The organism is Isoptericola sediminis, assembly GCF_013085345.1.
Taxonomy (GTDB): domain Bacteria; phylum Actinomycetota; class Actinomycetes; order Actinomycetales; family Cellulomonadaceae; genus Isoptericola; species Isoptericola sediminis.
On record NZ_JABFAJ010000011.1, the window covers coordinates 132,110 to 145,641 of the forward strand.

General features: G+C 71.9%; 12 protein-coding genes and 1 tRNA gene. 5 read left to right on the plus strand and 8 right to left on the minus strand.

Features of this window, described 5'->3' with window-relative positions; all coding sequences use genetic code 11:
- The first annotated feature begins 7 nt into the window (after positions 1–7).
- Genes HLI28_RS06485 through HLI28_RS06500 form a run of 4 tightly spaced genes read left to right on the plus strand, consistent with a single transcriptional unit; the run spans position 8 to position 2,374 of the window.
- Positions 8–739 carry a DUF881 domain-containing protein gene (locus tag HLI28_RS06485; RefSeq protein WP_171246685.1) on the plus strand — a complete coding sequence of 244 codons (732 nt, stop codon included), beginning with the start codon at positions 8–10 and terminating at the stop codon, positions 737–739.
- A complete protein-coding gene (locus HLI28_RS06490) occupies positions 736–1,557 on the plus strand; it encodes a class E sortase (protein WP_171246686.1) in 822 nt (273 codons plus the stop codon). Before HLI28_RS06485 ends, HLI28_RS06490 begins: the two co-directional genes overlap by 4 nt.
- Complete coding sequence (locus tag HLI28_RS06495; RefSeq protein WP_171246687.1) at positions 1,557–1,724, plus strand: hypothetical protein; 168 nt, start codon at positions 1,557–1,559, stop codon at positions 1,722–1,724. Before HLI28_RS06490 ends, HLI28_RS06495 begins: the two co-directional genes overlap by 1 nt.
- A complete protein-coding gene (locus HLI28_RS06500; RefSeq protein ID WP_171246688.1) occupies positions 1,721–2,374 on the plus strand; it encodes an aminodeoxychorismate/anthranilate synthase component II in 654 nt (217 codons plus the stop codon). Before HLI28_RS06495 ends, HLI28_RS06500 begins: the two co-directional genes overlap by 4 nt.
- Before the next feature lie 360 nt (positions 2,375–2,734).
- Here HLI28_RS06500 and pknB read toward each other — a convergent pair whose 3' ends face one another.
- The 7 genes from pknB to HLI28_RS06535 are packed head-to-tail and all read right to left on the minus strand — an operon-like array spanning position 2,735 to position 11,862.
- Complete coding sequence (gene pknB / locus HLI28_RS06505) at positions 2,735–4,813, minus strand: Stk1 family PASTA domain-containing Ser/Thr kinase (RefSeq protein WP_171246689.1); 2,079 nt, start codon at positions 4,811–4,813, stop codon at positions 2,735–2,737.
- The gene (locus tag HLI28_RS06510) at positions 4,814–6,226 is read right to left on the minus strand and encodes a serine/threonine-protein kinase (RefSeq protein WP_171246690.1); all 1,413 of its coding nucleotides are present in this window, start codon (positions 6,224–6,226) and stop codon (positions 4,814–4,816) included. It lies immediately after the preceding gene.
- The gene (locus HLI28_RS06515) at positions 6,223–7,683 is read right to left on the minus strand and encodes a penicillin-binding transpeptidase domain-containing protein (RefSeq protein ID WP_171246691.1); all 1,461 of its coding nucleotides are present in this window, start codon (positions 7,681–7,683) and stop codon (positions 6,223–6,225) included. Before HLI28_RS06515 ends, HLI28_RS06510 begins: the two co-directional genes overlap by 4 nt.
- Positions 7,680–9,308 carry an FtsW/RodA/SpoVE family cell cycle protein gene (locus HLI28_RS06520; RefSeq protein ID WP_343035702.1) on the minus strand — a complete coding sequence of 543 codons (1,629 nt, stop codon included), beginning with the start codon at positions 9,306–9,308 and terminating at the stop codon, positions 7,680–7,682. The genes HLI28_RS06515 and HLI28_RS06520 overlap by 4 nt, the downstream gene beginning before the upstream one ends.
- Positions 9,305–10,642 (minus strand): protein phosphatase 2C domain-containing protein, encoded by a 1,338-nt coding sequence (locus tag HLI28_RS06525; protein ID WP_171246692.1) that lies wholly within the window; start codon positions 10,640–10,642, stop codon positions 9,305–9,307. Before HLI28_RS06525 ends, HLI28_RS06520 begins: the two co-directional genes overlap by 4 nt.
- Positions 10,643–10,649: 7 nt before the next feature.
- Complete coding sequence (locus HLI28_RS06530; protein ID WP_171246693.1) at positions 10,650–11,132, minus strand: FHA domain-containing protein FhaB/FipA; 483 nt, start codon at positions 11,130–11,132, stop codon at positions 10,650–10,652.
- Between the two features lie 10 nt (positions 11,133–11,142).
- Positions 11,143–11,862, minus strand: a complete 720-nt coding sequence (locus HLI28_RS06535; RefSeq protein WP_171246694.1) for an FHA domain-containing protein — start codon at positions 11,860–11,862, stop codon at positions 11,143–11,145.
- A 239-nt stretch (positions 11,863–12,101) separates the two neighbouring features.
- Between HLI28_RS06535 and HLI28_RS06540 the strand changes: the two genes are divergently transcribed.
- Positions 12,102–12,185: transfer RNA gene (locus tag HLI28_RS06540), tRNA-Leu, on the plus strand.
- 749 nt (positions 12,186–12,934) lie between these two features.
- Here HLI28_RS06540 and HLI28_RS06545 read toward each other — a convergent pair.
- Positions 12,935–13,525: a dihydrofolate reductase family protein gene (locus tag HLI28_RS06545; RefSeq protein ID WP_246246468.1), complete on the minus strand. Its 591-nt coding sequence runs from the start codon at positions 13,523–13,525 to the stop codon at positions 12,935–12,937.
- Between the last annotated feature and the right edge of the window lie 7 nt (positions 13,526–13,532).

A 13,532-nucleotide genomic window follows, 5' to 3' on the forward strand; every position in this document is an offset into this window, starting at 1 on the left:
GCCCACCGTGTCACCACGCATCCGCTCGGGGATCACCGTCGCGGTGGTCCTGGCGCTGTCGGGCGTGCTCTTCACGGTCAGCGCACAGCTCAGCCGCGGTGGCGAGAGCCGGCACGCCGAGGATCTCTCCGCCGTCGTCGCCGAGGAGTCCGACCGTGTCGCCGCCCTGAGCGACGAGGTCGCCGCGCTGGACGCGCAGATCCAGGAGCTCAGCTCGTCCGTGTCGGGGGACGTCCCGCGTCGTCCCGCCGAGCTGCGGGCCGAGGAAGGCGTCGTCTCCGGCGCCTGGCCCGTCGAGGGTCCGGGGATGCGGGTCAGCCTGGAGGATGCGCCGTCGTCGTCGTTGTCCATCGAGAACGTCACGGCCGACGACCTCGTGGTGCACCAGCAGGACGTCCAGCACGTCATCAACGCCCTGTGGGCCGGCGGCGCCGAGGCGATGACGCTGCAGGGCGAACGGGTGACGCCGACCAGCGCCTTCCGGTGCTCGGGGAACATCATGCTGCTGCACGGCAAGGTGTTCTCCCCGCCGTACGTGGTCGAGGCCGTCGGGGACCCCGACCGGCTCCAGGCGGCGCTCGACTCCTCCCCCGGCGTCGCCATCTACCGTGACTACGTGGACTGGATCGATCTCGGGTACGCCGCCGACCCCGTCGAGAACATCGAGGTGCCGGCGGCGTCCGGTGGCCAGGACCTCGAGTTCGCCGGTGTGCCCGACGGAACGGACGTCTTCTCGTGAGGCACGCGTCCGGGGTCGAGGCCGGGCGCCGCGGCGGCGCGTTCAGCACCCTGATCGGCGTCTTCGGCGAGCTCCTGATCACCGCCGGGGTCGTCCTCGGACTGTTCGTCGTGTGGCAGCTCTGGTGGACGGACGTCCAGGCGGAGCGCATCCACAGCGAGGTGCTCGCCGAGCTCGACTGGCCCGAGCCGCCGGCGGCCGAGGTGCCGTCCGGCACCACCGCTGCCGAGGGCCCGGCGGTCGCCTCCGAGCACCGTGGCGAGCCGCCCGCCGCCGACGAGGCGGCGTTCGCCGAGGTGTTCGCGCAGTTCTACGTGCCACGGTTCGGCACCGACTACGTCGAGCCGATCGCCGAGGGCATCGACAAGGCCACCGTGCTCGACCGGCTCGGGATCGGTCACTACCCGGACAGCGCCAACCCGGGTGAGCTCGGCAACTTCGCGATGGCGGGCCACCGCACCACCTACGGACGCCCCTTCCACCAGATCGCCGATCTCCGGGAGGGTGACGCCCTCGTGGTGCGGACCCGGGACACCTGGTACGTCTACAAGATGACCTCGTCGCAGATCGTCTGGCCGAACCAGGTCGAGGTCGTCTCCCCGGTCCCCGGCGTGCGGCCGGGCGAACCGTTGCCCGAGCTGACCCAGCGCTTCCTCACGATGACGGCGTGCCACCCGATGTACTCGGCGGCGCAGCGCTACGTCGTGCACGGCGAGCTGGACTACTGGGCGCCGGTGGACGAGGGGGTCCCGGCGGAGCTCCTCGACGCCGGGGTCGAGATCCAGGCCCTGGCCGACGACGACGCGGGGGTGAGATGATGTACGGCCTGTTGTGGCGCGCCCTGCCCGGTCCGGCCTGGTTCCGGGCGCTCCTGCTCCTGGCGCTCTTCGTCGCGGCCGTCTGGGTCTGCTTCGAGTGGGTCTTCCCCTGGTTCTCCGAGTACGTCCCCATCAACGACAACACCGTCGAGGCGCACGCACCATGACCTCCATCCTCGTCGTGGACAACTACGACTCCTTCGTCTACACGATCGTCGGCTACCTGGATCAGCTCGGCGCGCGTACCACCGTGGTCCGCAACGACGCCGTGCCCGAGCCGGACGCCGACGGGCGCTACCGCACCGAGGACGGCACAGCGTTCGACGGCGTGCTGATCTCCCCCGGGCCGGGAACGCCGAAGCAGGCGGGGGCCTCCGAGGACGTCATCCGGGCCTGCGCCCGCTCCACGACGCCGATGCTGGGCGTCTGCCTCGGGCACCAGGCCCTCGCCGAGGTCTACGGCGCCACGGTCTCCCACGCGCCCGAGCTCATGCACGGCAAGACCAGCGAGGTCGAGCACCGGGGAGTCGGCGTGCTGGCCGGCCTGGGTTCGCCCTTCACGGCGACGCGGTACCACTCCCTCGCCGTCGAGCCGCACACGGTGCCGGCCGAGCTCGAGGTCACGGGGGCGACCGCCAGCGGGGTCGTCATGGGACTCCAGCACCGCGAGCTGCCGCTGCACGGGGTGCAGTTCCACCCGGAGTCGGTGCTGACCGAGGGTGGTCACCGGCTCCTCGCCAACTGGCTGGCCGTGTGCGGCGACGCCGGTGCCGTGGAGCGGTCGGCCGGCATGGCACCGCTCGTGCACGCCGCCTGATCAGCCCACGGGCCGGCCGGGCCAGGACTCTGCGCGCGTCAGGACCGAGGCCGCCGAGTCAGGCCGATCCTCGCCGAGTCAGGACGACCTCTGTCGAGTCAGGACGATCCTCGCCGAGTCAGGACGTGCGTGGCCCGGTCAGGGTCGGCATGGTCTGATCTCGTCGGGGAACCCGGCCGGTGCCGCGCCCTGACTCGGTCGAGGTCGTCCTGACTCATGGCAGGAGCGCCCTGACTCGCGGCAGGAGCACCCTGACTCGACAGAAGGTGTTCTGAACCGACAGGGAGCGGCCGACCACGGGTCGCCAGCCGATCCCGACGGTGCGATGGCGGGGACCTCTGGAGTCCCCGCCACCGGCGGTCAGTCGGTCGGGTCCGGCTCGACCGGGAGCCACGCACCGTCGTCGGCGCTGCCGTCCCCGTCCTGCTGACCCGGGGGCTGCTCCTCCGGTGTCGGACCACCGGTGCAGTTCTGACCGGGCTCGCCGGTCGAGACGGTGATCGTGACGGTGGAGCCCACCTCAACCTCGGAGCCGGCGCCCGGGTCCATGGCCGAGACGAAGCCGGAGCAGTATTCCGCGGAGCTGGCGGTCGTCTGCTGGACGTTGACGTTGGCCTCGCTGTTGAGCCGCTGCTCGGCCTCCTGGGCGGAGAGCCCGACCACGTCGGGCAGCTGGACGGTCTCGACCTCACGCTCCTCGCCGATGGAGATCGTCACCGACTCGTCGCGACCGATCGTGCCCGCCTCGGGCGACTGGTTGACCACGCGGCCGGCGTCGTTGGCGTCGTCGACCTCCTGGCGCTCGGTGTTCCAGCTGATGTTGAGGCCGTCGAGGGTGCTCTTGGCCTCGTCCTCGGACATGCCGATGAGGTTCGGCAGCTCGACCTGGCCGTTGGCCACGGTGAGGTTGACGCTGTCGCCGGGTTCGACCGCCTCGCGGGGTGCCGGGTCGGTCGAGATGACCTCGCCCTCGTCGAAGTCGGCACTGGCCTGCTCCGAGACCTCGCCGACCTCGAGGCCGGCGTCCTCGATCTGGGACTCGGCCTCGTCCTGGGACAGGCCGGTGAGGTCCGGCATGCCGAAGGTCTCCGGGCCGGTGGAGAAGAAGACGTCGACGGTCGAGCCGACCTCGACCTCCTCGCCCGACGCCGGGTCCGACCGGGTCAGGGTGTTCTCCGGCTCGTCGGAGTCGGGGTCGGGCCGCTGGGAGAAGCCGAGCCCGACGGCCTCGAGGGCCCGTTCCGCCTCGGTCGGGCTCATGTCCGAGGTGAGCTCGGGCACCGTCACGGTCTCCGGGGCGGAGTCGCCGCCGCGCAGCGCGAAGAACAGGATCGTGGCCAGGGCCAGCACGGCGACGGCGATGAGGGTCCACATCAGGCCCTTGCGGCTCTGGTCGTCCCTCTCCGGCGGCCCCGCACCGACGGCCGACTGGTCGGCGGTCGTTCCCGTCGTCCCCCACGGCGACTGCTGGGCGGGATTCATGACCTGGGTCGAGCTGCCGTCACCCAGGACCTGCGTCGCGGCGTAGCCGGCAGCAGCGCCGGCCGCCAGCGCACCGATGGCCGGTGCCCCCACCGCACCGCCGCGCATCGCGGACTCGAGGTCCGAACGGAAGTCCGCGGCCGTCGAGTACCGCTGGTCGCGGTCCTTCGTCAGGGCGGTCAGCACGATGCGGTCCAGCACCTCGGGCACGTCGTTGGCGAACTCGCTGGGCCGCTGCGGTGCCTGCCCGACGTGCTGGTAGGCCAGCGCCACCGGGGAGTCGCCGATGAAGGGCGGACGGCCTGTGAGCAGCTCGAACAGCACGCAGCCGGTGGAGTACAGGTCGCTGCGTGCGTCCACCTGCTCGCCCCGCGCCTGCTCGGGCGAGAGGTACTGCGCGGTGCCGATGACGCCCTGGCCCTGCGTCATCGTCGCGGCGGAGTCGGCGACGGCGCGGGCGATGCCGAAGTCCATCACCTTGACCGCACCCGTGGGCGTGATCATGACGTTGGCGGGCTTGATGTCGCGGTGCACGATGCCCGCGTGGTGGGAGTACTCGAGCGCGCTGAGCACGCCGACCGTGATCTCGACGGCCTCCTCGATCGGCACGGCGGCGCCGTCGGCGAGGATGTCCCGGACCGTGTGGCCCTCGACGTACTCCATGACGATGAACGGGATGTGGACCTGGTGACCGACGGCGTCGGTGGAGATGTCCTCGCCGGTGTCGTAGACGGCGACGATCGCCGGGTGGTTGAGGGCCGCGGCGGACTGCGCCTCGCGGCGGAACCGGGCGAGGAACGACGGGTCGCGTGCGAGGTCGGACCGCAGCACCTTGATCGCGACCGTGCGGCCCAGGCGTGCGTCGTGGCCGATGTGCACCTCGGCCATGCCGCCACGGCCGATGAGCTCACCGACCTCGTAACGGCCGGCGAGTACTCGGGGCGTGTTCTCCACCACTCAGACGTCCTTCTCGGTCATGGCCGCGCCGACGGGGCGCGGCGGGTCTGGGAGCATCATCCCAGAGTCGGTCACGGTCATCGCCCCCACGTTCACGGAATGTGTCGTGCCGGCGGTCGCGGAAGCGTCCCCGTCGCCACCGGAGCCGCTGACCAGCGTCGCGACCAGCAGGACGCCGAGCAGACCCAGCAGGGCGAGCAGCGGCCAGGAGAGCCGCCCGAGCGGTCCGAGCCGGTGCCCGGTCGTCGTGGAGGTCCGCTCCGGCCCCGACCGGTTCCTGCTGCGGGAGGAGCCGCTCCGGCGGGTCCGCTCCTCCACCTGTGCCGGGGTCGCGCGAGTGGCGCCGTGCACGTCGCGCCGCGCCGGGTAGGCGCGCGGGACGGGCGGACGCGCCGGGTCCCGCGACGGACGTGCCGGCACCTCCGGCGCGTCCGGCGTCGCGACGCCCGCCGACCGGTCCGGACGGGCCGGAGCCGTCCGGCGCTCGGCCGCGGGAGACGGTTCCTCGGTGCGCGCGTGCCGGACCGGTGCGGGCCGGCCGGTGCGGGCGGCGCGTCGCGCGGACCGGGACCGGGCGCCGAGCGGGTCCTCGGCGATCTCGGCGGCGAGCGCGTCGAGCTCGTCGGCGAGGTCGGCTCCGGACGCCGGTCGCTTGCCCGGGTCCTTGGCGAGCATCCGCATGATGACGTCGACCAGGCCCGGGTGCACCGCCTGCGGCAGCGGCGGGACGGCGTTGTTGACGTGCGCGACGGCGATGTCCACCGGGGTCGACCCGGTGAACGGCCGCTTGCCGGCGGTGGCCTCGTAGGCCACCACGCCGAGGGCGTAGAGGTCGGAGGCGGGGGTGGCGGCCTGCCCGACGGCCTGCTCGGGCGACAGGTACTGCGCGGTCCCCATGACCATGCCCGTCGCGGTCATCGTCACCTGGTTGGCCGCCAGCGAGACGCCGAAGTCGGTGATCTTCACCCCGCCGTCGTGCTCCAGCAGGATGTTGCCGGGCTTGACGTCGCGGTGGACGACCTTGGCCTTGTGGGCGTGGTGCAGGCCGCGGGCCGTGGCGGCGAGCATCGGCAGCAGCTTGCGGGGCGCCACCACGGGCTCGCGCTCGAGCAGGTCCGCCAGGGGCTCGCCCAGCACCAGCTCCATGACGAGGAACCCGGCGCCGTCCTGCTCGCCGTAGTCGTACATCTGGGCGATGTTGCGGTGGGACAGCGAGGCGCTGTTGCGCGCCTCGATGCGCAGCCGACGCAGGAAGTCCTCGTTGCCCGTGTACTCCTCACGGAGCACCTTCACCGCGACGTCGCGGCCCAGGTAGCTGTCGTCGGCGACCCACACCTCGCCCATGCCCCCGACGGCGATCCGTCGGGTCAGGCGGTAACGGTCCCCCAGGGACAGTCCGGTCGTCGGCCTCATTCGTTGAGCACCGCCTCCATGACGGCCCGCGCGATCGGCGCGGCCACCCTGCCGCCGGTCGCCTCGGACGTCCCGATGGACCCGCCGTCCTCCACCATGACGGCGACGGCCACCTGCGGGTCGTCGGCCGGGGCGAACCCGGTGAACCACACGTGCGGTGGCTCGGAGCCCGTGCCGTGCTGGGCCGTGCCCGTCTTGCCGGCCACGGTCACGCCGGAGATCTGCGCCCCCGTGCCGGACCCGCCCTCGACGACGCCGATCATCATCTCGGTGAGCTGCTGGGCCGTGTCGGCGGAGACGGCACGGCCGAGTCCGCTGGGCCGCGTCTCGGAGACGACGTCGAGGTTCTGGTCACGCACCCGGGCGACCGAGTGGGGTTCCATGACCTCGCCGTCGTTGGCGATGCCGGCCGAGACCATGGCGATCTGCAGGGGTGTCGCCCTGACGTCCCACTGGCCGATGGCGGAGGTCGCCACGAAGGCCGGGTCGATCGGCGGGTCCGGGAAGACGCTGGCCGCCGTGCCGAACGGGACGGCGAAGCTCTCGTTGAACCCGAACGCCTCGGCCTGCTCCTGCAACGCCTCGTCGCCGAGGGAGACGCCGAGCTGGGCGAACGCCGTGTTGCAGGAGATCCGCAGCGCGTCGGCGAGGGTCTGCTCCCCGGACGGCGAGCAGGAGGTGCCACCGTAGTTGCGGATGGCGCTGTTCGTGCCCGGCGGGGTGTAGGTCTCGGGCGCGTCCACGACCGACTCGGCCGTGTAGTCCCCGCTCTCCAGCGCCGCGGCGGCGGTGACGAGCTTGAACGTCGACCCCGGAGGGTAGATCTCGGAGGTCGCTCGGTTGTTCAGCGGCTTGTCGTCGCTGTTCGACAGCGCGAGGTAGGCGTCGTTGGCCTGCTTGGTGTCGTGCGTCGCCAGCTCGTTCGGGTCGAAGGTCGGCTTGGAGACCATCGCCAGGATGCGGCCCGTGGACGGCTCGAGGGCGACGACGGCGCCGCGCTGGTCACCGAGAGCGTCCCAGGCGGCCTGCTGGGCGGCCGGGTTCACGGTGAGCTCGACGGCGGACCCCTGCGGGTCGGACCCGGTCAGCAGGTTCTGCAGCCGGTCCGCCCACAGCGCGTCGGCCGAACCGGCGAGGAAGTCGTTCTCCGCCCGTTCGATGCCGGAGGTGCCGCTGACCAGCGAGTAGTACCCGGTCAGCGGCGCGTAGAGGCGTCCCTGGGCGTACTCGCGCTGGTAGTTCCACTCGTCGTCGACGGGGACGGAGTCGGCCACGGCCTCGCCGCCGACCACGATGGGGCCGCGGTCGGTGCCGAACTGCTCGTAGAGCGTGCGGGCGTTGCGCGGGTCGTTGTTGAGCGACTCCGCGGCGAAGAACTGGATCCACGTGGTGGAGACCAGCAGCGCGAGGAACATGACCATCACGATCGAGGCCAGACGACGAGCGGTCTTGTTCACGGGCGGTCACCTCCTCGTGGGGCCTCGGGGGTGGACGGGTCGATGTACTCGGTGGGGTCCGACGAACCGCTCGCGCCGGTGGTGCCCGAGCTCTCGCGCTCGGTGAGGCTGCGGCGTGGCAGCCGGTTGCCGGCCGCCGGGGTGCCGCCGTCGGGCGGGGGCGGGGGTGTCCCGCCCGCGGACGGGGTGCCGGCCACAGGGGTGCCGTCGTCCGCGGACGTGCCGCCGACGAGGACGGGCTCACGCTCGGCCGCGCCGACCTGGCCGCGCACGGGCAGGTCGGAGGGGCGCCGTGCGCTGTCGGAGATGCGCAGCAGGAGCGCGATGACGATCCAGTTGGCGAGCAGGGACGACCCGCCCTGAGCCATGAACGGCAACGTCAGACCCGTCAGCGGGATGATCCGCGTGATCCCGCCGACGACGACGAAGATCTGCAGGGCCATGACGAACGCCAGCCCGGCGGCCAGCAGCTTGCCGAAGCCGTCCCGCACGGTCAACGCGGCCTTGAACCCGCGCTGCACGATGAGCAGGTAGGACAGCAGGACCGCGGCCAGGCCGGTCAGACCCAGCTCCTCGCCGAGGGCCGCGTAGATGAAGTCCGAGTAGGCGTACGGGATCTGGAACGGCCGGCCCTCGCCCCAGCCGGTGCCGAACAACCCGCCGTTCGCCATGGAGAACATGCCCTGGACGAGCTGGAAGGAGCCACCGACCTCGCGGTCGTACTGCTCGGCGTCCAGGGGGTGCAGCCAGACGTCGATGCGCGCGCCGACGTGCGGGAACAGCTGGGCCGCGGAGAACGCCCCCAGGGCGAACAGCGTCATGCCGAGCAGGATCCAGCTCGAGCGGGCCGTCGCCTGGTACAGCATCGCGACGAACAGGCCGAAGAAGAGCAGCGACGTCCCCAGGTCGCGCTGGAACACGAGGATGACCAGGGACACGCCCCAGACGAGCATGATCGGCCCCAGGTCCCGCAGGCGCGGCAGGTGCAGGCCGAGGACCTTGGGGCCGGCCAGGGCGAGGGTGTCCCGGTTGACGACCAGGTAGCCCGCGAAGAACACGGCCAGCGCGATCTTCGCGAACTCGGCGGGCTGCAGCGAGAAGCCGCCGATCGTGATCCAGATCCGAGCGCCGTTGATCTGCTGTCCCAGGCCCGGGATCAGCGGCAGCGACACCAGCAGCAGACCCACGAGCATGAAGATGTACGTGTAGCGGCGCAGCCAGCGGTGGTCGCGCAGCAGCCACAGGAGGGTGAAGGCCACGCTCGCGCCCAGCAGGGACGCGGTCATGTTGCCGACGGCGTCCGCCGGGGCCATGCCGGGCGAGCCGGAGATCTCCAGCCGCCAGATCATCGACAGCCCGATGCCGTTGAGGAGCACGACCGCGGGCAGGATGACCTGGTCGGACCACGGGGCGCGCAGCCGCAGGACGATGTGTGCGACGAGGGCGGTGGCGGCCAGCAGGGCGCTGCTCCCCCAGAAGCTGTCCGGCAGCTCCCCGCGGATGGACGTCCCGACCATCGCGTAGCCGCCGATGCCGCCGGCGAGGGCCAGCAGGAGCAGGAAGACCTCGGCCAGGCGCAGCGGACGACGCTGCCGTGGCGTCACGGCGGGTTCGTCAACGGTCACGCGTCACCCTCCTCCGCCGCCTGCGCGGGCTCCTCGCTCGGCGAGGAGTCGGGGCGCGGGCTGCCCGACGGGCTCGGTGAGGACGACGGGCTGGGAGAGGGGCTCGGGACCGGCGTCGGTGCGGCTTCCTCGGCGAGACGGTCGGCGCGTTCCAGCGCCTCGTCCAGCGAGCCCGTGCGGATCGAGCCGTCGAGGCGCTCCACCCAGTAGGCGGGCAGGTCGTCGACCGAGGTGTCCGTCACCTCGACGGCGCGGGAGAGCGTCAACGGGCCGGCGTCCTGCGGGATGCCCTGGTAGACGGCGACCTGGCCCTCCGCGACCCCGAGGTAGTACTGGTCCTGCGTCCAGCCGTAGGCCCACCAGCCCCCGAGGCCCACCCCGGCGAGCACGAGGAGCAGCACGAGCACCCCGATCCAGGGGCGACGCTTCGGGCGGACGTCGTCGGTGCCGTCGTCCTCGTCGTCAGCGTCGTCGGCCGGGTCGGCCGGTGCCGACTCCGTGGTCGCCGGCTCGGTGCCGGTGTCGCGAGAGACCGGGGCGGCCACGTCGGTGGCCGCCGCCCCGACGACCTGGGTCGTCTCGGTCGGGGCCGCCGCCGGAGTGGTCTCGTCGTCGACCAGGTCGGCGACGACGACGGTGATGTTGTCGGTGCTGCCCGCGGTCATGGCCAGCGTGATCAGCATGTCCGCCGCCTCGTCCGGCGACTCGCACCGGGCCAGGACCTCGGTGATCTGGTCCACGGGGACGAACCCGGACAGGCCGTCCGAGCAGAGGAGCCAGCGGTCGCCGGCCCGTGCCTCGCGGATCGACATGTCCGGGGTGAGGTCGACGTCGAAGTCGCCCAGGACGCGCATGACGACGTTGCGCTGCGGGTGCGTCTCGGCCTCGTCCGGCGAGATCCGGCCGGTGTCCACGAGGTGCTGGACGAAGGTGTGGTCGACGGTGACCTGGGTGAGCTTGTCGTCGCGCAGCAGGTAGGCGCGGGAGTCACCCAGGTGCGCCATGGCCAGCGTGTTGCCGGAGCGCAGCAGCGCCGTGACGGTGGTGCCCATCCCGGCGAGCTCGGGCGAGATCTCCGAGGCGTGCACGAGGTCCTGGCGGGCCCGCTCGACCGTCTCCTCGAGGTCCTGCAGCGCCTGGTCGGGGCCGTGCTCCGGGGTGTCGAGCGGCGCCAGGGCGGAGATCGCGAGGCTGGAGGCGATGTCGCCGCCGGCGTGCCCGCCCATGCCGTCGGCGACCACCAGCAGGTTGGGTCCGGCGTAGGCGGAGTCCTGGTTGTCGTGGCGCACCAGACCGACGTCGGAGCGCGCGGCGTAGCGCAGGGCGAGGGTCACGGGGCGGTCATCCCTGCAGCTCGACGACGGAGCGGCCGATCTGCACGCCGACACCGGGGGCGAGCTGGGCGGGCGACGAGACGCGCTGGTCGCCGAGGTAGGTGCCGTTCGTGGACCCGAGGTCCTCGACGTACCACTGGTCGCCCTGCGGGAAGATGCGGGCGTGCCGGGAGGAGGAGTAGTCGTCGTCCAGCACGAGGGTGCAGCTCGGGGCGCGGCCGATGAGGATCGACGAACCGGACAGCGGCAGGGTCGTGCCGGTCAACGGCCCCTGCGTGACGACCAGGCGGGTCGGGCCGGAACGGCCGGAGGGCCGGGGAGCGGCGACCGGCGCCGACGCCGCCGCGGCGACGTCGTCCGACTTCTTGGGAGCCCGGGGGGTGCCGCGCAGCGCCAGGTCGCGGCGCAGCACGGCCACGGCGGAGAGCACGAACACCCAGAGCAGCACCAGGTATCCCAGCCGCAGCAGGGTGAACGTCAGCTCGCTCATCCGGGGCGGATCACCACTCCTCGTTCGATCGTCCGGCGGACGTGCCGGTCCAGAACATGATCCGGGTCCGTCCGATGGTCAAGGTGTTGCCGTCCAGCAGCGTCGCCGCCGGGACCTGGTGGCCCTCGACGAAGAGTCCGTTGGTGGAGCCGAGGTCGGTGGCCACCGCGCCCTCCTGCGTCACCCGGATCTCCAGGTGTCGGCGCGAGACGCCCGGGTCGTCGACGACGATGTCCGCCTCGGCGTCACGGCCGATGACCGTGACGGGGCCGGTGAGCAGGTAGCGCTGACCGTCGATGTCGATGAGCGGGTGGCGCGTGCTGGGTGCCGGGTTGGTCGCCGGCGCGACGTTGCCCCGCACCGTCGCCGACCGGAGCTCGAACCGGCCCCGGGTCAGCTGGCTGTTGCGCTCGAAGGTCACGCTGACGGGACCGACGAACGCGTAGTGCTGGGAGGAGGCGTACTCGGTGAGGTTCGCGGCGAGCTCGTCGGCCATGGTCTCCGCTCCCCACGACTGCACGTGGTCGAAGTCCTCCGGGCCGAGCTCGATCGTGAACTCGTTCGGCGCCACGGTCCGGTCGTAGCCGACGACGGCGGCACGGTCGTCGATCTCGCGCCGCAGTCTGCTCGCCAGCTCGACCGCCTTGACCTCGCTGCCTCGCCCGACCTTCGCGAACGCGTTGTTCATGACCCGCTCGACGCTCTTCTCGAAGCGGTCCAGCGCTCCCATGCCACCTCCTTCCGTCAGCCCGCGTGTGCGGGCAGACTATCCAGATCGTAGGCATCGCTGCACCATCCGCGCCCGTGAACCTGTGGATTTCGTGCGAATCCCTCGGGAAGAGGTGGCGCTCCGGATCACGGCCGGATCACGACGCGGAGCGCGCGGTGCAGGTGTGACGTACGTCCCCGCACGAGGCCCCGGATCGGGTTGGGATGCGGGGGCGGGTGCGTGCTAATCTGCTCCGGCAAGCGCGAGTGGCGGAATAGGCAGACGCGCACGGTTCAGGTCCGTGTGCCCGAGAGGGCGTGGGGGTTCAACTCCCCCCTCGCGCACCGCAGACTGAGTCCCGGCCGGGGTGACCCGGCCGGGACTTTTGTCGTTTCTGGGCGGTTCGCGCAGGGCTCTGGAGGTTGGCGCTGTGCTGGCATGAGCCTGGTCGGCGGTCTCACGGCCGTCGCGGCTCTGTGTGGCGCTGCTGCGGGGGCCGCTCCGGCCCGATATCGGGCGTGCCGGTCCGTCCGGCGGGTGCCGGTAGGTGTCAGGTGGTCCTCGGTGCGGGTTCGGCACTGAGCGCGTGGTGTAGCCCATCGGCCGGTCGTCCGGTGGTTCGCCGAGCGTGGCTTGCCAGGGCTCGGTGATGCCGGCGGCGACGTACCAGCGGTGCAGCTCGCAGGCGTTGTAGGCCGCCAGGACGAAGGCGAGCAGCAGGGCGGTCGGGTTCAGCCGGCGGACCCGGATGAAGCGGCGGGACCAGGCGGTCAGCAGGACGGGTCGGCATGGTCCGACGTCCTATGTCGGCAGGATCCGAGATTCGGGGGCGGCAGATTCCGACCTGCCGCTACGTTCGGGCGCGTGACCAGCCTGATCGCACGCCGACTGACCCGAGTTGTCCGCGACCGCTCGGCGACCACCCCGGTGCTTCTCCTCGAAGGGCCCCGTGGTGTGGGCAAGTCGACGCTGCTGGATGGGCTGGCGGCCGAGTCGGATGCCGTCGTGATCGACCTGGATCGAGAGGACTTCTTGTCGTTCCTGGGTGCTTTGCGCAGGCTGCCCCGGGCAGGGATCCGACGGCGGTCGTTGGTCAGGCGGCGCTGCGCCGGCGATAACGGATGTGGGTCGTCAGCGGTGAGTGGAGCACCTCGACAGGCTCGAGGTCGAACGTCTCGACGCCGTCGAACAAGCGCTCGCCGTCGCCCAGCAGGACGGGTGCGACGTCGAGGGTGAGCTCATCGATCGCACCGGCGTTGAGCGCTTGCCGAGCTGTCGAAGCGCCGCCGGCGATGTCCACGCCGCGACCTCGGGCCGCTTCGAGCGCCTGCTCGTACGCGGCGGCGAATCCCTCGGTGACGAAGTGGAAGGTCGTCCCACCCTCCATCTGGATCGGCTCGCGGGCATGATGGGTCAGCACGAAGACCGGGGCGTGATACGGCGGCTCGGGTCCCCACCAACCGTCCCACTCCTGGTCCCACGGCCCGCGGATCGGCCCGAACATGTTCCGGCCCATGACGTAGGCGCCTCGGGGACGCATGAGCCATCGGTCGGCCGTCCTGTCGGCTTCGGTCGCACGCGGGTCGCCGACATGCCAGCCGTGCAGCTCGCCGCCGCGCTTTCCGAGCGGGTGGTCCCGACCTTGTTCGGGACCGGCGACGAAGCCGTCGAGCGAGATGGACATGTGACAC